The organism is Lysinibacillus pakistanensis (genome assembly GCF_030123245.1).
GTDB lineage: Bacteria > Bacillota > Bacilli > Bacillales_A > Planococcaceae > Lysinibacillus > Lysinibacillus pakistanensis.
Window position 1 is genome coordinate 3,710,883 of the sequence record NZ_CP126101.1, and the last position, 20,420, is coordinate 3,731,302.

Here is a 20,420-nt window from a genome sequence, read left to right on the forward strand (position 1 = left end):
TTTACACATTGTACCGCAAAATCGTGCAATCTTTCAAGTGATTTAGTCATTTTTAGTGTTCACAATAAAGTAAATAGAAAAGGAAGTGATATTTAAATGCGACGACGTAAATATAATCCCTGTTTTTTACCACCTTGGCTTAGACAATTCCGCTTTTATTGTAGAACAATAATTGTGCCAATTTGTGCATTTCAATTTATACGAGTAATCATTGTACCAACATCTGGAGACTTCATCTTTTTATTGCTCCTAATACTTCTATGCTATTTACTCTTAAATGATATCATTTGAAACACGAACTTTTAGCGGGGTATAGCCTTCTTCTAAATCCCAGATCATCGAAGGTACTTCCTGCCATGAACTGGACTCACGAACCACAATATGACTTAAAGATTCTCTTAATACAGTTTTTTGTTCACTCGCTTCAAGTTTATCAAGTTTTGCTGAAGCAACATTCACTTCAGTCTGCTCTTCTATTGGGGCCGAAACAGCTACATGTTGCTTTAGCGGTGCTGTTTCTTCTACAATCATTGCTTTTTCAGCTTTGGCAGTAGTCGATTGTTGGTCGAAAGCAGAAGCATTTTCTAAGACCAGTTCTGGCTCATTGAAAATACTTGTAACAGTCCATTCAAGCTGACACATTTGGTTAGTAAGTGTTGGTCGTACATCTTTTACCATTAAGTCCTCAAGAGCTGAATCTTTAGGTAAATCAACATGTAATGGGACTGCATATTCAAAATAACCAGTATCTCCTTGAATATCGAGCGCATCAATTTTTATTAATTCTTCTTTATCATTAAAAGCCTGCATATCTTGGAAATCAAAGCGAACATGTGCTGTAATGTGATAAATACCCATTAATCGCAATGAATCTTCTAATTGCATTGTCTGCCACTGTGGCTTAATTTGCACAGCTGCTATTTCTGTTGGGCAGCCGTATCCAGGAAAACAGAAAGTTTCACGCATATTCCAAGTTTTGTGTTCGATAATAATCCCTCCCCTTGCATCATATGAAGCAAGAGAGTTCGGTATGCTATTGAAAAATTGAGACAGAAAGAAAAATGATTCTTGCTTTTCCCCAAAAATGGCATACTAGGAAAAAATCCTAGTATGCCATTTTACTAATAAATGAAATTATACATGTACCAATTTAATTTTATTTGCTACACGATCTGTTAGCATTTGTGTTGCTTTTGGTACGATTGGCTTAAAGATTGGATTTAACACTGGACCTGCTAATCCACCTGCTACCACTTCTAAAAAGCCTGTCATTTTTGTATTTTCTGCATCAATGCTTTCAGCAAGGAAATATCCGTTACCTGTAAAATTATCAGAAAGACCTTTTAATTCAAATGTTACTTTACTTGGGGCTACCCATTCTAAAATAGTAATTTCAACTTGAACTGTTTTTTTCAGAACCCCAACATTTCCTTTAAAAGTCCATGTTGAATGTTTGTCATCAATCATTTCATGTGCGTTATAACCTGGGACAAGTTTTGCCCATTTTTCCATATCGCTGACGAAATCCCATACGTGATCAATTCCTACGGGTACTTCGACTATATGTGTGCCTGTTGCCATATCAATTCACTACTTTCTTTTATGAATAGCTATATTATAAACGATTTCGCGTAAAATTGACTATGCTGAAAGATATAATTTTTACAAAATCAGGTCCTTCACCCAACAAAAATTTTTTAGGTAAATCCCTTCATCATTACATTTCGATGATTCAAGTCATTCTGTATTTTATCTAATTAAGAATGCAGAAACTTCAACTTATTTAAAAATGTCTATTCTTCTTAATTGAGTATAAATCTTCGCCGTGTTATAATTCATAGTGAAGATGTGTATAAAATAAATAAGACCATTTAGTGTTGCTGCACTAATGGTCTGTAACAAGACGAATCGCTTCAAAGGCGATTTGCAATGAGAAGAAGTAAACCTACTCACAGCTTGCGAGGCAGAGGCGGTTTACTTTTTTTTGTGAAAAAGTAAATGACAATGCAAGTATAGAAACTATAAGCGTAGAAAAGCTTATAGCGACCATTTTATATAGACTATAATTACGAGCAGTAGTTAACGTTTTCTACGTTAGCTTACTGTTCTTTTTTTATGGTTAAATACTATATATATGGATGTGATTTTTATAGTTCTTTTAGTTTTTAATGAAACGGAGCAAGAAAATGAAGGTAATAGAAATTGGCTCAGACGAGGGCAAAAGATATATGCTACTAAATCGAGAGGGAGAACCCGTTATTCCAGCCATGAAATATCTAAAATATCTTTTCAATATAGGAAGAGCAGAAAACACCATTAAATCTTATGAATATCATCTGAAGCTATATTTTGAGTTTTTAGAAGTTGAAAAAATTGATTATCAACAAATTAATTTACATACTTTTTCTTCCTTTATTGGGTGGTTACGAAGTCCTTTTTGAAGATGACATAAATAGCCTCTTGTAAATCAGCTTCTTGTGCTTGTCGTTCATCGTCTTTGCGTATTTTTAAGTGGTAGTAATATGAACTTCTTGGAATTTGCAGGACGTCGCACATTGTTGCTGTCGCTTCGCTTTCGCACAAAAAACATCTGCTGATACCGAATATTTGTGAGCGTTGTGACGAATCACATCTATTTTCGTCCCATGATCAGCGCTGCTTGCTTTAAGATATCGTTCTCCATTCGCAGTCGTTGTACTTCTACGTAGCTCTACTAGTTCATTTTCTTCCTATGAACGGTTATCTTCTGCCTTAAATGAACCAGTCTCTTGATGGTTTTTAATCCAACGATCCAGTGCAGATGGTGTAATATCATACTCTCTCACAATATCTGCACGAGATTTACCATTTTCATATAGCTTCACCATTTGAAGTTTAAAATCGGCTGTAAAAGTTCGACGTTAACGTGACATGAAAACACGCTCCTTTAGGTTAGTAATTATAGTGTACAGCCCTTATAGAATCTGTCTAACTTAGTGTAGCCTATCCAGAAGGTGAAATATGGCCAAAATAAAGAAGATGGTGTTAAATACCATCTTCTTTACATAGTGTTGAAAAACTAAATGGTCAAAGGATTCTTTGTGAACACTACTAAGTCAAATGAAGGTGATTTCCATTCCAGGCTACTCGCTTTCCAGTGGGCGAGCGACGAGCCGCTTCCTGCGCTGACGCTCCGTGCAGGGTCTCGTCTGTCTCGCTATCCCACGGGAGTCGAGTAGCCTTACACTCCAATCAGCAATAGTGTAGAACTTTAAATATTTTCTTAACTCAAAAGTAAGGTAAAAGCATATTACTTACCAACATTAAATGGATAGAATAGTAGTACAATTCTATAGCTGTCAACCTACATTTTTGTACATAAAACTACTTTATAACTAAACATAAAGCTACTTATTGCTGGACTGCTTTCGCATAGAAAAACGTTATCAGCTTTATTTTTGCATAAAATAGTGATGGCTAAGACTTCAATTTATCAATATCACTATACATTTATGTGAAATACCAATGAAAATACTATGAGAATGGTTGATTGGAGTGTAGACTGAGTGACTCCTTGGGGATTCAGCGACACAGATGAGACCCTGGAGCGCGAGTGAAGCGGCTCATCGGACGCCCCCAGGAAAGCACTCAGTCGGAACGGAGATCAACCCCTCGTTTTGAAAAAGGGCTATACTTTTTAATTTGTCACCTTGATTTCATTGACATAATAGTATTTCAACAACATGTAAAGAAGATGGTGTTAAGTACCATCTTCTTTAAGTAACCATTTCTTTATAAGTTGACTAACATTCTGAATTTCACTACTAGATATAAACGGAACTTGAGCATAAATTAAGTTTGGTTCACCAGATAGTTTTGCAACAAAATGTCCCTTCCCTAATAAGTACTCAACCTTTTTCTCCTAGCGGAATCTCAGATGTACCTGAACTTCCCACTTTTAATATAAGTCTATTACTTAAGTTATCTCTTAACTGCATGTAACGCATCCTTTTCTGGTCTTTGGGTAGCGAATATTAGATGTATACCTGCTGTCCTTGCTTTTACCCCCAACCTTTGAACAATTGAAGAAACGGTACTCTTATATTCATCTACTAGCATCCAATCTGCAAACTTATCATGATTAAGAAAAATAAATGGCAGCTTTTTCTCTTCGGATACTCATTTACTTATTGATAAAATGGCTTCACATCGTACCCATTTTTCTCCAAATGATAGCGAATGGTTTTCTCTGTTACTAAGTGTCCTGAACCAACAACAACAAAGTACGTACCTTCCTTCTTTTTAAGTAAATCCATGATTTTCTTTGCCATTTGTTCATCTCGTAAACCTAATAGCATTTTATTAAACTCTGACTGTTCTTCCACTGTCGCTTGGAAACTTTTTGCGAGGGTTTCAACGTCCCCATACTTCCAACTTGTTAACATTTCTTGATGGATTTTGGATTGATTTTTAGAAGGATCGATGATGCTATCCAAGGCAGAGACTAAGTATTGCTCCTGAGCTTCTGGCGATAACCCTTCAAACATATCAGTTTGTGCCTTTATACCTTCTAATTCAATCACTGGCTTTTGCTGCAGACGTGCATTCAATATAAAGTATAAATCAATACCATGAATTCCCATGTCTTCTGGTGTCATATCAAAAGAATCACTCATTGCCTGCACTGAAAATATATTAGCTAGATACCAAGGCTTTAGCAATGTCAGATGTTCCATCGGGAGACTATAAAGCTTTGCGACGTGCTCAAGCTTTGCAAATGTTTCTGGTGTAACAGTATCTTTCAGTTTAAAATTGTCTGCATATATTGATTTTTCTGTAAAGTATTTAGACCCTTCCGTATCCAGATTATTTGCCTCTACTACCAGAGCATCCGCTTCATTGAATGCCGTCATTAAGTTTTTATTTAACGGATATAAATCAGGTGTACCAAGATGAATGGATCCCAGTAAATACACAACTGTATCCTCATCCTCTACTACCCAAGCTACCCCCTTTGAACCTTGACCTGCAAACGCATACATATTCTTAATGAATCGAACTGCTAGTATAACAGCCTGTTGCGTCGTTGCCTTTTTCTCTAACTGCAGTCCGTTTGAAGAACCTTGTAATATGTTATGCTCTTGCATAAATTTAATAGCATCTTTGCCAACAGGTAAATCATAGCGCGCTATGATATTATACAAGCGCTTTACAATATCACCGCGTGTATTATCGTTCTTTACACTTACAGGCTTATACTGTTTATTCTCTGTTAAGCCCAGTGAGGCAATTTTCTTTTCCGTTAATACCAGCAGTTCATTTACCTTTTCCACCGGGATTTCTTGAAGGAAGCCTTCATAATACCATTGGGTTGGATAAATTCCGTACTTTTCACCTTCGTTTAATGTTTCTTTAGCCCAATCACTAATCGATGGTGCTAGGGGTGGTGATTGCTCCTTCGCATGGATCACTGGCATTACCATTGTCAGCATCAATGAAACGCCAATCAACACAGCACTCGCACGTTTCATTAACCTATTCATCATATTCTCTTCTCTCCCTTGCTCATACTTTGAATCAATACCGCTTAAAAATCCCACCGTAATAACCAACATATGCTTACAAAACAAAATATCTACAATTCTGTATTTAATATGAGACTAACACTTCCATTAAACGAGTTCAAGAAATATTTGAACTCAACAAATTATGATATTTATCAAGTTAATAGCCTCATTACTTCCTTCCACATAAGATGATATGAAGGGAGGGAAATTGTACGACTACTCTTTTAATAATGAACATATTAAATACAAAATAAGTAATGGCGTGATGTATAGAAGATAAGATTGAGTCATGCCTTATTTATTGTGTATTACTCTTATATTGCAAGCTAAACCAAAATAAAAAAGTTTAGACCGTATGATGAATAAACACAAAAAGACTACGTTCTCACATAGTCCTTTACAAAGATATGTTGTGGTCTTTTTTTAGTTCTGTTTAAATCGTAATCAAACTCATTTATCCTATGTTTTCAGTTCATTAACGACAAATGTTTTTATTATGTTTTCATTAGAATTTCGGAAGAACTATTCTCTTATATAGTTGAACGGTAATATAGTAGTATATTGAGTAAATTACAATAAAAATACCAATCGGAAGCCAAATACGGAAATAAGGTTCAGCTAAAATAGTTGAAAAAAGGTTCATGCCAATCAGTACATGTACATTACCAACTATCGCAGGGAATAGGAATACTAAGAATATTTCTTTATAAATAGATTTTGATAACACTTCATATCGAACACCAATTTTGAAAAGCATTTGATATATAAAAATAGCATGCCAGAAATTAATCTAGCATGCCATTAAACTTTATCTAGCTAATTGAGCAAATACTTTATGGAAGGCATCCACCGTTTTAGCGATATGCTCCTCTGTATGTGCAGTGGAAATAAATAATCCTTCAAATTGAGATGGTGGTAAGAATATTCCTTCCTCTGCCATAAGACGGAAGTACTCCGCAAATAATTGTAAATCAGATGTTTTCGCAGTAGCAAAATCAATCACGTTCTCATTTGTAAAGAAGAATCCTATCATGGAACCAGCACGATTGACAGTATGCGGAATATTGTATTTTGTTGCTGCTTCACGGAAACCAGCCTCTAATTGATCTCCTAGCTTTTTGAAGTATTCATATGAGCCTTTATCAAGACGAGATAATGTTTCATAGCCTGCAGTCATGGCTAATGGATTCCCTGAGAGTGTACCAGCTTGATAGATTGGGCCTGCTGGTGCGATTTGCTCCATAATTTCTTTCTTCCCTGCATAGGCACCTACAGGCAGTCCACCGCCAATTACTTTGCCTAATGTTGTGATATCTGGTGTCACATCGAAATAGGCCTGTGCACAGCTATAATCGACACGGAAGCCAGTCATAACCTCGTCAAAGATTAACAATGCTCCATATTCCTTCGTTAATGCACGTAAACCTTCTAAAAAGCCTGGCTGTGGAGGCACGACACCCATATTTCCAGCTACTGGCTCTACAATTACGCCTGCAAGCTCAGCTCCATACTTTTCAAAAATTAATTTTGCTCCCTCTAAATCATTGTATGCAACTGTTAATGTATTACGTGCGACATCTGCAGGAACACCAGGACTATCAGGTAAGCCTAATGTAGCTACACCAGAGCCAGCTTTAATTAGTAATGAGTCTCCATGACCGTGATAAGAGCCCTCAAATTTTAAAATTTTATCTCGGCCCGTTACGCCACGAGCTACACGCAATGCAGACATTGTTGCCTCCGTACCTGAAGATACAAAGCGAATCATTTCCATGCCTGGTAAACGTTCTAACACTAATTTAGCTAAACGATTTTCTGTATAGCTAGGCGCTCCAAATGAAGAGCCCTTCGCTGCAGCATCTGCAATTGCTTGAACTACTTCGGGATGTGTATGACCTAAAATAAGCGGCCCCCATGATAATACATAATCAATATATTCATTGCCATCAATATCTTTAATGATAGCACCATGTCCAGATTCCATGAAAATAGGATCCATATTGACAGATTTAAATGCGCGTACCGGGCTACTAACACCACCTGGCATTAAATGAATGGCTTCCGCATATGCTTGTTTTGATTTTTCGTAAGAACGTGTCATTTATTTCTCCTCCAACCAACGTGCAACATCTTTAGCATGATACGTAATGATTAAATCAGAGCCAGCACGTTTCATACCTAATAATGTTTCAAGCACTACATTTTTTTCTTCAATCCAACCATTAATTGCTGCTGCTTTGATCATTGCATATTCTCCAGAAACATTGTACGCAACGATTGGTAAAGTATAATTATTTTTCATATCTCGAATAATGTCCAAATAGCTTAATGCTGGCTTAACAATTAAAAAATCTGCACCTTCTGCAACATCCGACTCTGCTTCACGGAATGCTTCTAAACGATTCGATGGGTCCATTTGGTATGATTTACGATCACCAAATTGAGGAGCACCGTCAGCTGCATCACGGAATGGCCCGTAGTAGCTTGATGCATATTTAACTGCATATGACATGATTGGAATATGTTCAAAGCCTGCTTTGTCTAAGCCTGCACGTATTGCAGCAACAAAGCCATCCATCATATTTGATGGAGCAATGATATCTGCTCCCGCTTTTGCTTGAGACACAGCTGTACGCGCTAAAACATCTAAAGACGGATCATTTAAAATTTGATCACCTTCAATTAAGCCACAATGCCCGTGATCTGTAAATTCACATAAACAAGTATCTGCTATGATTAATAGCTCTGGGTGGCGTTCTTTAATAAGACGTGTTGCCTCTTGCACGATGCCATGGTCATGGAAAGCTCCAGTACCAATCGCATCTTTTTCAGCCGGTAAGCCAAATAAAATAACTGCTGGTATTCCTAATGCTACGACTTCATCAATTTCCACTTCAAGTTTATCTAATGAAAATTGAAAAACACCTGGCATAGAAGGTACTTCATTTTTAATATTTTCGCCTTCAATAACGAAAATAGGATAGATTAAGTCCTCTTTGTGTAAGTAAGTTTCTTTTACCATTGATCGTATCGTTGCATTTGCACGCAAACGACGATGTCTTTGAAATTGTAATTTTGTCATTTTCTATTCCCTACTTTCATTATTTCCTCGATGACCGCATGCATAGTATATACGCTGGGCTTAACATCTACAGTAGCCCCGTGATTTAAGATAGCCGCTTCTGTAATATGACCAATTGCTGCAACATGTGCCGCCTCCCACCCAATAACCGAAGCTACATCCATTGCGTAGACATCAACAGCAGAAGGACTAGCTAAAATCACCGTAACATCATTACTTGCACGTATGCATTCAATAATGATTTGTTTTTGATCATGACGCTCAATCGTTTCATATACTGTCCATTCCTTAATTTTAAAGGGTAGACCTTTCTTCAATGTATTTTTCGCCTTTTCTCCACGAATAAATAGACAACTAGGATTACTACCTGCTATTTCAGGAAATTCTTTAACAAAAACATCTGCACTAAAGATAGAAGGCATAAAACTAACATGGAATCCAAGCTTTTCTATTGCTGAAGTCGTTTTAGTGCCAATGGAAGCAATCTTTCCTTGAAAATGCCTTGCACTTAAATTAAATCGTTGCATCTTACTAGCAAAAGCATCTACAGCATTTTGACTTGTAAAAATAAGCCATTCAAATTGACGTGCTAACTCTATTTGTACATCATCATTTCTATCAATTAGCTCGCAAGTTTCAATCAATGGGGCAATAACGGCACGGCCACCTAAAGCTATAATGTCATCTACAATTGTTGTCGTTTTAGATGTCCCTGTCAAAATAATTGTTTTACCTTCTAAAGGTAAATTACTTTGCATCTTGCTCTGCCTTTACGCGTTGAATTAATTCAAAGGCACCTTGCTTCGTTAAAATCTCAGCAAGCTCTTTCCCAATTGCTTCCGCATCAGTGCCTACTACTGTCTCCTTATAAACAACAGAGGCATCTGGTGCAGCAACAAGACCAGTTATTGTAATTTCTTCCCCATTCGATTTAGCATATCCTGCGATAGGTACTTGACAGCCACCATCCATAGCTGCTAAGAAAGCACGTTCTGCATGTGCTTCTTGCCATGTAATGCTATCTGTTAATTTGCCTAATTCAGCTAATAGTTCAGTATCATCGCCACGGCATTCAATCCCTAGAGAACCTTGCGCTACTGCTGGAAGACAATCCTCGACAGGTAAAAACTCAGTCACCACTTCATCGCTCCAGCCAAGACGTTTTAGACCAGCAGCTGCTAAAATAATAGCATCATATTCATCTGTTTCAAGCTTTGCCAAACGTGTATCTACATTTCCTCGAATCCATTTAATTTCTATATCAGGGCGGACTGTTAGCAACTGAGCACTACGTCGAAGTGAGCTTGTTCCTACTACAGCACCAGCAGGAAGATCGGCGAATTTCACATGTCCTTTTGAAATAAATGCATCACGTGCATCTTCACGTGGAGGAATACAGCCTATTACTAATCCCTCAGGTAGTACTGCGGGCATATCCTTCATCGAATGAACAGCAAAATCAATTTCTTTATCGAACAATGCTTGTTCAATTTCTTTAACAAAAAGCCCTTTCCCACCAACTTTTGAAAGCTGTACGTCTAAAATTTGGTCGCCTTTTGTAACAATTTCCTTTACTTCAAATTCAAATGGTACGCCAGCTGCCTTTAACTCATTTATAAACCAATTTGTTTGCGTTAATGCCAGCTTACTTCTCCTAGAACCAACAATAATTTTTCTCAACAGTCTCCAACCTTTCTTCTAATACCATAAATGGAATCGCGATAAACTACTTCCTAAGAAGAAGTTCACAACAACTAATAGATATGCGTAAATATGTACCCATGCATAAGTTGTTCCTGTTAGCTTGCTTTTGCGATTCACATATAATATCAAGCAATACAAAATTAAGATAATGAAGGAACCAATGATTTTTGCATCAAAAATCGAAAGACTCTCTAACGTTAATAGTGCCCATTCAAACCCTAAAACTAAACTTATAAACAACATAGGAATTCCAATAAAAAATGATATATTCATCCAGCTACTTGTTTGTTGCAAAGATGGTAGCCTAGTCCATAAATAGGACCATTTTTTCTTTTTAAGTAACCGATATAAAATCAAATACAATATCGCAAAAACAAATGTTAGCGTAAATGCTGCATACGATAAAATCGCAAATGATATATGAATAAAAAGCATTTCCGAAATTAAAGTTTCACTAACTGCTCCAGTTGGTCTTTTCGGCATAAACGTAAAAATACTAGCGAACAAAAATCCTAATATATTAATAATAAATACCGGTAGATCTACCCGCGCAATACAGTGCAGAAAAATAGATAATGTAACGAGCAGCCAGGAATAAAAAAGAATTCCTTCAGATAAGGATAAAATCGGAAAACGCTTGGTTTCCACAAAGGTTAATAAAATTATGGCACTTTGTATTACCCATACAAATGAAACAAGCCAGAAAGCAATTCGCCTTGCTCGTACTTGTTTATAAAAGTAATCAGTAAAGTAAAATACTAGACTGATCGCATACAAGACGATCATTACTTCATAAAGCCTTGTCATTGTCAAATCAGCCAATAGACATCCCTTCTTTGTATCAAAATTGCTAAAGACGTATTCAACTTTAGCCAGAAAAGAAAAACGTTTTCGTATCCTTAGTTTACCACACAGATACGAAAACGCCTCATGTAATATCAGTAGAAAGTCTAGTTCGTGAGAGAATCGTGGATTTGCTCAATCCTAGATTAGGTTCACTCTTCAATACGAACGTATAGACATCTTAGAAAGAGTACTTTGGTTCAGTAGAAGTTTGTGATGATTGCACACGCTCTTTACGATCAAGCTCTTGCTTTGTCATTGCTTCTACCTCAGCTTCTACAGCATCCTCAATACCAAAAATTTGTTGGAATAAACGTAACTGTTCATTTGCTTTTGGTGAATTCGCCATTTCTTTTGCTTGTAAAATGGGCTCTTTTAACAACTGATTAATAATAGATTTAGTATGTTTGCTTAAAATTTTACGTTCACGATCCGTTAAATCTGGCATTTTATTTTCAATGCTAATCATTGTCTCCTCTTGAATATGATTAGCTTTTTTACGTAACGCTGAAATTACTGGCACAACACCGAGAGTTGCAACCCAGTCTTTAAATTGAAGAACTTCTTTGCCAATCATTGACGTAATGTCAGCTGCTGCACGTTCACGCTCAGCTAAGTTTGCTTCAACAATCCCCTGTAAATCATCAATATCATATAAGAAAACATTTGGTAAATCTCCAACACGCGGATCAATATCGCGTGGAACTGCTATATCAACCATAAATAATGGTTTACCTTTGCGTAAACGTTCTACAAATTGCATTAGTTCATAGTCAATCACATAATCGGTTGCACCTGTAGACGTAATTAAAATATCCGCTTCCAGTAAAGAACATTGTAGCTCTTTCATCGATTTTGCTTCACCATGGAATTTAGCTGCTAGGCTTTCTGCTTTTTCAAATGTACGGTTAATAACGGTTACTTTTCCAACACCGCTACCGTAAAGATTTTCAATAGCAAGTTCCCCCATTTTTCCAGCACCTAAAATAGCCACATGTTTGCGCTGTAATGAACCAAATATTTTCTTCGCTAATTCAACTGCTGCATAAGAAACCGATACCGCGTTCTCACCGATAGCCGTTTCATTATGTGCACGCTTCGCAAATGTCACTGCTTGTTTAAATAGCTGATTGTACACCGTTCCTGTTGTTCCAATCTCTTGTCCACTTAAGAAGCTTTTCTTTACTTGACCTAAAATTTGCGTTTCACCAAGAACCATAGAATCAATTCCTGCTGTCACCTTGAATAAATGCTCAATTGCCTCGTCCTCTTCTCGAATTGTTAGGTAAGAAGAAAATGTCTCCGCAGGTAAATTGAACCAATTTGCTAAAAATTGTTTTACAAAATGACGTCCCGTATGCAATTGATCCACTACAGCATAAATTTCTGTTCGGTTGCATGTTGAAACAATTACATTTTCTAATATGCTTTTTTGTTTTTGCAGCGCTTCCATTGCTTGTGGTAGTTCACTCTCTATGAATGATAACTTTTCACGAATTTCAACAGGCGCTGTTCTATAATTCAAGCCTACTACGATGGTATGCATGAATAACACCTCACACGTTCTAATTCACAAATCTCATTATAGCACAGTTCGACAGAAGTTCATCTATAATTTGTGAACATGTCATGAAGAACTGTTATTCGTCATCTACATTAGAATTATTATAAACTAAGTGTAACAAATTATACGTCCTGTTTCAAATAAAAAAACTGCCCCAATAAGGAGCAGCTTTTATCTATTAATTAGTGATTGTTACAGTCTTTAAAGTGATGATTTTATCATCTTTATCATATGCTACGAATTCTATTTCGTTGTTCACCTTGAAGTCTTGCATAGTTTGAACGGTTTTTGTCAGCATATAAACATTATCACTACGTTTCTTTAATTCAAATTGTACATCTCCACTTACAGAGGTGAAGCGCACATTAACTTTCGCAACATTTGAACAATTACCATCGATTCTAGCATTCATTGTAATATTCCCTTTGCGTAATGTAACAGAAGCTTCTTCAAATAGATTATCAGGGTTTACACAGCTTGAAGAAGTTGTTTTACATAATATCGCATCAATTATTTTTTGGAATACTTGATGTAACTGTAAATTATCGATTGCATGATAATAAGTTCCACCAGTTTCTGAAGCCAGCTGCATTAAAATGGCATCATTAACTTGTGATTTTTTACCCATACTTACTGTATAAACTTTGACGCCTTGCTTTTTCGCATCATTCAGCACTTTTGTCATTTTTGATTTACTTGTCTTGCCATCAGATATGACAACCATTGCTTTTGAAGTTTTCGCATCGTTTGAGAATTTCGTAAGGGCTAATTCAATACCTGCAAAGATATCTGTAGCACCCTTTTCTTTCGATGTTTTATAGAGGTCTTTTTTCAATACATTCTCTGTACTGCCTTCTGCTAGTACAGTAGCTTTTGTATTCGTTTCAACCACTATATTATTTTTTGCCTTAATCTGATTTATAGCTTCCATCGTTTTCTTACCACGGAAATTGGTTTGGTCAGCTGTTTTCATGGATGCTGAGTAATCCACCACAAATGCGACCTCTGTTGCTAATGAACAAGCATTTTTACTGAAATATGGATTCGTGAAAATTTCCTTAGTAATCGTTTTATCCGTCAAATCTTTTAATATAGTGGTATAGCGTGGATCAATTTTATTGACTAATGTTGCCTCTACTTTAGATTTCCCATAAATAATAGAGTCAAAGTACGCTACTGCTGTTCCAGGTCCACCTGTTTTGTCTAAATAATCCGAGGTATTTGTCACAAATGAAGCTGTTTTTTCTACACCATCGAATTTAATTTTTACAGTTCCTTGATAGTCAGTAATAGGGTCCCCGCCTGCTCTCACTAATGTAACCATTACTTTTGTATAACGATCTTTACCAGAAGGTCTAGATGCTGCCTCTGCGCTTTCTTTTAATGCTTCTACACGCTTTTTATAAGCCTCTACTTGACCAAGTAATTTACCGCCTTGATATTTTAATAGAACTGTTCGATCATAGTTACTTAAATTCGTAAGAATAGCATAAATTTTCATGACGCTATCATAATGCTCTAATGTTAATTTCTTTTCCTCTGGCATATGATTCATAAGTTGAATAATGGAACCAACCGGATTTATATTTTCAACCTGTGAAGCAATCGCATCGTCAATTCCTTGCACACGATATATAGGTCGGCCATCATCAGCAATCATATACATAATTTCTGTTTTAGCTGGTGTTGTCACGGAATCTTTCAATCGTCGATTTAATAATTCTTCAAATAAATAAACAGAAATATCATAGTTTTCAAACTGTAAAATAGCATGCTCATAACCTAATGCTGGATATTTTGGATCAGAGCCACCATATCTTAAATACATGTTTTGCACATTTCCAAGCGCATCTGTTACGTTCGTTTGCTGTCCAATACTAAACAGCTTTTTATCTGCGTCTTTGTCTAAAGGAACTGGATTGTAAACATCAATAACATTTTCAGTAAAGAACTCAGGCAATTTTTCATACGGTTTAAATGGGGGTGTAACATTTCCATTATCATCATCAGTATTGGCTGGATCATACACTTGGTAATCAATACGCATCTCTGGCTGAGGTGAATAACGTACCTGTGCATTTAATTTTTCACCTACTAGACATTTCATACCTGGATCTGTATTGTTAATTAGCTCGAATGAGATAGTGTCACGGACAGACTTTGTTAATGCAGGTGCTTTTACGATAGCTGTTACCGTAGAGCCATCAGATTGTATGTTTCTAACTGGATCGCCTGCTGTATCCACAATTGTTGCACCATATGATGAAGTTACACGGAACGTATAAGATTTATCGTCTGCAATTGGATCACCATTACAAGCTTTTAACGATACTGTAATTAGCGTTGAATCAACTCCATTTGCAATTAAATCAGGTTTTTCAACATCAATGCTTTGTAAAGCATTATTTACATATTCTGGACCAGTAAAATCATTGGAATTATCCTTTGGTTCTTCAAATTCTGCACTACCTGAGCCCATAAAGCCTGATGGTAAAGTAACTTTATCATTATCACGACCAGCAGCAGCACGTTTTAATCCTTGAACACTTAAGGAACCATTTTGTGCAGCGCGATATAAAAATACTGCAATATCCCCACGTGTTAATTTTGTCGAGGGATTAAAATCAGCAAATGTTTTTTTGCCTGTATTACCTGTTGAAATATCATTTGTATATAAATATTGTACTGCTTGAGGTTCGTCTAAATCTAAACCTTTAAAGGCTGCATATACCCGTGCAAATTGACCACGTGTTATTGCTTTGGAGCGATTTGCTGTTGCATGCGTACCATTAAAAGGTAAATAGAAATCACTATAAAAGTTATACGCTACACTTTCGTTATACGTTAATGCGTAATTACGATCAAGCTTCGCAAGCATAACTACAAGCTCTTGTTCAGTTATTTGTTCATCTGGTAAAAAGTTATTACCGCCATTCAATGAAAGTAAGTCATTATCAACTGCCCATAATATAGCTTTATATTTACTATTATTTGTTGGTACATCCTGAATAGTCGTGGCTGCCCAAGTAACAGCAGGAGCTGCTGACATAAATACTAATACGAAGCAAAGCAGTGATAACAATGCTTTTTTAGCATGTGCCATTTAGTTCAGTCCTTTCTTTAATTAAAGAACAATATATCATCACGATAGTTTTGTTTTAAATCATTTTCTAAATAATTCAAGAAACGTTCTAGCACTACTGATGCTTGTGCTCGTGTTAAAGGTTGGTTAGGGTTAAATCTACCTGTTACAGGATCACCTGTCATTAAGCCTAATTCATTGGCAATGTAAATTCCGTCTTTTGTATAATTTGGAATTTGAGCATCATCTGTAAACTTAGTTACATAGCCTGGGTCTGGTGCTTTGTTTTCAAGTCCTAAGGCACGCACAAAAATCGTTGCCGCTTGCCCACGTGTAATCGGACTATCTGGTTTAAAATACTCAGGGGTAACTCCTTTAATAATTCCTTTCTTGACAGCTGTTTCGATGTAGGCATAATCCTTTACAGTACGCTTTACATCTTTAAAAACACTTGTAGATGCTGTTTTTTTCGATTTATTTTCTTTTTCTTGCATAACTCGTAAATCAACCGCTTTACCAATCGCCGTTGTAAAATCAAAACGCTTCATTGGTGTGTTCGGAGAGAAAAAGTTACTCGTATCTGTGTAAATACCTAAAGAGTATAATTTATCAATAGCTTCCTTGGCGTAATGATTGTTTAAATCTCTAAATTTAGGAATAATTAATCGTTCGATAGTTGGCATATATTCAGTATCTAAGTCCAATTTCCCCTTTTGTCCAGAGGCTAAGTTATAATTATATTCAGAAATAACATCTTTTTCACTTACAACTGCATACCCGCCATCAAAGCTTCCTAAGCTTCCTAGATTTTGTTCATAGTTTAGTACACGTGATTTACTTGTAGATAATCGATTTTTCACATGGCTTGTTTTGCCATCACTAAAAGAATAAACCGATTCTGTAATTTGTGTTTCTGTTGCTCCCCAGAAATTTTCATAGCCAGCATGTCGGCTATCAGTATCAATGGTTACTGTATTTTGAACAGCATTTTTCCCTGTTCCCGACTGGAAGGAATAAGTTTTTCTAGAAATCACATTACCAGAATAATAATCTGAAGCAGCACGATTATCTGTCACTGTACCTTGGGAAAATTGGTAATCAACTAACGTATAGGTAGTTTTACCGACTACAATTTTTTCAGTATACTTTTTCACAACTCCATTGGACGTTTTTTGACCAATCGTAGCATAATCGACAACATCTGATTCATAGGCAATATTTCTTGTTAAAGTAGCACCATTACTCGCTGTCAGCTTAAGGCTATATGTTTCTGTTAATTTTCCCTTTGATTCTTTTTCGGTAATTTTAATATCTTTACTTGTCCCTTTAAAAATAATTGGTGTCCCTGTAATGAAAACAGCTTCTTCATATGTATATTCATTTTTTACAGCACCTGTAGTTTCCAATGAAGCAGCTAATGCATTTTGCGGGATGGTAGCGCCAATTACAGCTACTGCAAGAACTACTAACATTATTTTAGATAAATGTTTTCGCATTCGTTTTTTGTTCCTCTCTTTCATTTCATGCACATCTGTATAGAGCTGCCAAAAATCAAGTATAAAAAATAAGTGAATGAAGCTTAAAATTCGCATGTCTCTTGCAAGTTTCAAGAATCCAAGAATAGATATACGCATTTGCATATAGTCGTATCTTTCATCCATCTTACTCACAAGAGACTCGCAATTTCTATTAAATTAATCTACTAAAATAAAATGAGCTTTCCCAAAACGATCTGATAATACTAATAAACGATCAGAAGGCTTTAAATCAGCTGGTTGAATAACTTTACCAGCTTTTATAAGGGTAGTTTGATCAATATTCATATCAACCATTTCTCCTGCCTCATACCAACGACCTTTTTGCCATTGACTGACACTCTTTACATTAATAACAGCTGGATATGTTGATTTAACTGATTGCAGCTTACCTGCCAGCATTAATGGTGCAACTGGCTTAGCATTATCAAGGATATGAACAGCCTGAATATGTCCATCTTTCACATAGAAGTAGCCATAATCGCCTTCAAATAAATGAAGCTCAATATCAGGGATAACACTATATACTTTTTTCCCATCATCCACTATTGCCTTAGTAGAATTACTTACTGATAGAACAGCATGATCTGTTTTCTTAAAGACATTGGATTCAATCTTCATTGCATCATTAATTTCAATTAGATAGCCATCTGCTTGAGATAAGCGACCATAGTATAATTCATGACCTGCTAAGTTCGGAGACATAAAGCTATCACTTGTCACTTGGACAACCTGTGCGTAATTATCACGTGCAGCACCGTCCGATATTACAAAGGCTGTACCATAAGCTAGTAAGCCATTAGGTTCGATTAAACGCCCATTACGAATTAAAATTGTGCCATCATGGAAGTACAATGAACCAGCAGATTTAAGTTTTAATAATTGATATTTTGTATCCACAGAAAGCATAGGCTCATAGTAAGTACGTTCGTTATTTTTTAAGACAACAATTTTCTCGATCACTTCTTTACCAAATTGTTTAACCGTAGCATAGTATGCTTCACTGCCAATATAGTTTTTTAACTGACCTTTATCAATTTTGGTATTCCCTACATAAATAGGTACCTTTGATGAAAAATCCATCGTAGATAAAGCAGTTGTCGTTTCTGAGCCAAAGTCCCAATTTACAAAGGCATGTTGATTTTTTACCGTTAATTTATTTGCATTAGCATTAACAACTTGAATTTCACCTTTATAAAGATTTTCAACTAATGTACCCGTCTCACTAATATCTACTTTAGTGACAATAGACGTATTTAGATTTTTAAGACTAAGCTTAATTCGATCACCTACATAGAGTGCACTAATATCCACAGATGAGGAATTTTTTTGATAGCTTGTATCTTTATTTAGATAGTAGGTTGTTTCCTCCCCAATATCTGGCTTAAACATGATGAATAGTCCATTTGGATCAATACTTGTGACAACCCCAGTAACTGTCGCCTTTTTCGTATTTTGTCCGGCTGAAGGAGATGTAGATTCAGTTTCCATTGTGGAATTAGATGAACCGCGAAGCTCAACAACACTTCGAAGAGATATATCTGCCTCTACCTTCATTCCCATTTTAAAGCCATCAATGGTAGTGACTGTATTATTAATATATAGGCGGGCATTATCATTTATATTGTATGTAACTGTACGACCGCTATCATTTTGTAGAGTGATTTTACTTAGTTTTCTTTCTATTACTCCGTTTGGATTTGCATATTCTGAAAATGTTACATCAACAAAGGATCCTGTCACCATTTGAGTAGCAGCATTGGCTGTTTGACTCGAGGACATCCCGAAAACCGTGATTAACAAAATCAGTAGTATGTATGGAATCTTTTTCAACAAATCCCGCCTCCTTTAAAATTTGTTATTAATAAATAGTATATCGTATTATTGGTAGTTTTACGTCTTCAAAAAGTTACATTTTAACGCATTCTACTTTCTTTTTAGAGCAACCATTAGACACAAAGATAGAGGTAGCTTTCTAATCTCAAGCTACCTTACCTTTAATCATACTTGGATGTCAATTGTATGTCCGGCTGTCGGATGTGGAGCATCTAACATTTCAACTAACTGTTCTGTATTCTGCTGTTGCATTTCCATTGCCTGTTTTGTAACAGCTAATGATACATTTTGCATTAAAGTCGCTTGATTCATGGCAATTGATAAAGCTGCGATATCCATTCTGTCCACCTCCTATTTAATTTATCGGTCAATTCTTTCATTCATCAAGCGATTTTCCCAATTTTCTACATAACTTTCTCCTCCAAAACCTCCGTCCTATATTGTTGCTTTTACTTATAAATGAAAAAACATCTACTGTCCTAAAAAATAGACGCAATAGATGTTGTTTTATCTTCATTCAGCAAATATTTTCTGTAGGAAAAGCGAAGCGACAGCTACAAATTTTTTTTGAATCGAAAGCATAGCGGCAGATTTTTTTTGCGCGTAAGCGTAGCGGCAGCTACAATTACGCCAAGGCGAAGTTGATTACATTAAATTTTCAATCGTACGCCAAGTCTCTTCAAAGCCAATTCCTTTTTCTGAAGAAAACACAATAAGAGGATCATTCTTCTCCATATTGAGCGTTTCTTTTACAATTTTTTTATGTTTATCCCACTTACCCTTTGGAATTTTATCTGCTTTAGTCGCAATGACAATACAAGGGATATTATAATGCTTTAAAAAATCATACATCAGGCAATCATCTGCTGTGGGAGGATGACGTAAATCTACAATCTGTACGACCGCCTTTAATTCCTTGCGTCCTGTGAAGTAGCGCTCTATCATTTTTCCCCATGCTTCACGCTCTGTCTTAGAAACCTTTGCATAACCATAGCCTGGAACATCTACAAAAAACAATTGCTCTTCGATTTTATAAAAGTTCAACGTTTGTGTTTTTCCTGGCTTAGATGAAATACGTGCTAAAGCTTTACGGCCAATCATTCGATTAATGAAGGAGGATTTCCCCACGTTAGAACGACCGGCTAATGCAAATTCTGGCAGTCCATCTTCTGGATATTGGTCTGGTCTTACGGCACTAATGACCATTTCTACGTTATGGACTTTCATT

Annotated in this window: 17 protein-coding genes and 2 pseudogenes; 2 read left to right on the forward strand and 17 right to left on the reverse strand. The window is 36.2% G+C overall.

The features are described from left to right. Positions 1-96 precede the first annotated feature (96 nt). Positions 97-291, forward strand: a complete 195-nt coding sequence (locus QNH24_RS26385) for a YszA family small membrane protein (RefSeq protein WP_283868990.1) — start codon at positions 97-99, stop codon at positions 289-291. On the opposite strand, the gene QNH24_RS18520 is transcribed toward QNH24_RS26385, so the two are convergent. Continuing rightward, positions 274-912 (reverse strand): valyl-tRNA synthetase, encoded by a 639-nt coding sequence (locus QNH24_RS18520; protein ID WP_283868991.1) that lies wholly within the window; start codon positions 910-912, stop codon positions 274-276. The genes QNH24_RS26385 and QNH24_RS18520 overlap by 18 nt on opposite strands. 222 nt (positions 913-1,134) lie before the next feature. Beyond that, positions 1,135-1,581, reverse strand: a complete 447-nt coding sequence (locus QNH24_RS18525; protein ID WP_054771341.1) for an SRPBCC family protein — start codon at positions 1,579-1,581, stop codon at positions 1,135-1,137. A 686-nt stretch (positions 1,582-2,267) separates the two neighbouring features. Here QNH24_RS18525 and QNH24_RS18530 point away from each other — a divergent pair. After that, positions 2,268-2,441: a site-specific integrase gene (locus QNH24_RS18530; RefSeq protein WP_430675537.1), complete on the forward strand. Its 174-nt coding sequence runs from the start codon at positions 2,268-2,270 to the stop codon at positions 2,439-2,441. Here the strand turns inward: QNH24_RS18530 and QNH24_RS26335 are convergent. From QNH24_RS26335 to yihA, 15 genes and pseudogenes are all read right to left on the reverse strand, one after another. Next, positions 2,437-2,867 (reverse strand): annotated as a pseudogene (locus tag QNH24_RS26335) (transposase); the annotation flags it as partial. The gene QNH24_RS18530 and the pseudogene QNH24_RS26335 overlap by 5 nt on opposite strands. Positions 2,868-3,960: 1,093 nt before the next feature. Continuing rightward, on the reverse strand, positions 3,961-4,098 hold the full coding sequence (locus QNH24_RS18540) for an FtsK/SpoIIIE domain-containing protein (protein ID WP_283868993.1): 138 nt from the start codon (positions 4,096-4,098) through the stop codon (positions 3,961-3,963). A gap of 68 nt (positions 4,099-4,166) precedes the next feature. Further along, the gene (locus QNH24_RS18545) at positions 4,167-5,525 is read right to left on the reverse strand and encodes a TraB/GumN family protein (RefSeq protein ID WP_283868994.1); all 1,359 of its coding nucleotides are present in this window, start codon (positions 5,523-5,525) and stop codon (positions 4,167-4,169) included. A gap of 526 nt (positions 5,526-6,051) precedes the next feature. Continuing rightward, positions 6,052-6,309, reverse strand: a pseudogene (locus QNH24_RS18550) (ABC transporter permease); the annotation flags it as partial. Positions 6,310-6,354: 45 nt separating this feature from the next. Further along, entirely contained in the window at positions 6,355-7,647 is a 1,293-nt protein-coding gene (gene hemL / locus QNH24_RS18555) for a glutamate-1-semialdehyde 2,1-aminomutase (protein WP_054771344.1), read from the reverse strand. Next, complete coding sequence (gene hemB / locus QNH24_RS18560; RefSeq protein WP_283868995.1) at positions 7,648-8,628, reverse strand: porphobilinogen synthase; 981 nt, start codon at positions 8,626-8,628, stop codon at positions 7,648-7,650. Next, on the reverse strand, positions 8,625-9,386 hold the full coding sequence (locus QNH24_RS18565) for a uroporphyrinogen-III synthase (RefSeq protein WP_283868996.1): 762 nt from the start codon (positions 9,384-9,386) through the stop codon (positions 8,625-8,627). Before QNH24_RS18565 ends, hemB begins: the two co-directional genes overlap by 4 nt. Then, on the reverse strand, positions 9,376-10,308 hold the full coding sequence (hemC, locus tag QNH24_RS18570) for a hydroxymethylbilane synthase (RefSeq protein WP_283868997.1): 933 nt from the start codon (positions 10,306-10,308) through the stop codon (positions 9,376-9,378). The genes QNH24_RS18565 and hemC overlap by 11 nt, the downstream gene beginning before the upstream one ends. Positions 10,309-10,326: 18 nt before the next feature. Continuing rightward, positions 10,327-11,154: a cytochrome c biogenesis protein CcsA gene (gene ccsA, locus QNH24_RS18575; RefSeq protein WP_283868998.1), complete on the reverse strand. Its 828-nt coding sequence runs from the start codon at positions 11,152-11,154 to the stop codon at positions 10,327-10,329. 202 nt (positions 11,155-11,356) lie between these two features. Next, on the reverse strand, positions 11,357-12,721 hold the full coding sequence (hemA, locus tag QNH24_RS18580; protein ID WP_283868999.1) for a glutamyl-tRNA reductase: 1,365 nt from the start codon (positions 12,719-12,721) through the stop codon (positions 11,357-11,359). Between the two features lie 196 nt (positions 12,722-12,917). Continuing rightward, entirely contained in the window at positions 12,918-15,842 is a 2,925-nt protein-coding gene (locus QNH24_RS18585; protein WP_283869000.1) for a VWA domain-containing protein, read from the reverse strand. A 17-nt stretch (positions 15,843-15,859) separates the two neighbouring features. Further along, positions 15,860-17,482, reverse strand: a complete 1,623-nt coding sequence (locus tag QNH24_RS18590; protein WP_283872887.1) for an S-layer homology domain-containing protein — start codon at positions 17,480-17,482, stop codon at positions 15,860-15,862. Positions 17,483-17,515: 33 nt separating this feature from the next. Beyond that, positions 17,516-19,192, reverse strand: a complete 1,677-nt coding sequence (locus QNH24_RS18595; RefSeq protein ID WP_283869001.1) for a hypothetical protein — start codon at positions 19,190-19,192, stop codon at positions 17,516-17,518. A 165-nt stretch (positions 19,193-19,357) separates the two neighbouring features. After that, complete coding sequence (locus QNH24_RS18600; protein WP_283869002.1) at positions 19,358-19,531, reverse strand: YjfB family protein; 174 nt, start codon at positions 19,529-19,531, stop codon at positions 19,358-19,360. Positions 19,532-19,837: 306 nt separating this feature from the next. Then, entirely contained in the window at positions 19,838-20,419 is a 582-nt protein-coding gene (gene yihA / locus QNH24_RS18605) for a ribosome biogenesis GTP-binding protein YihA/YsxC (RefSeq protein WP_283869003.1), read from the reverse strand. Between the last annotated feature and the right edge of the window lies 1 nt (position 20,420).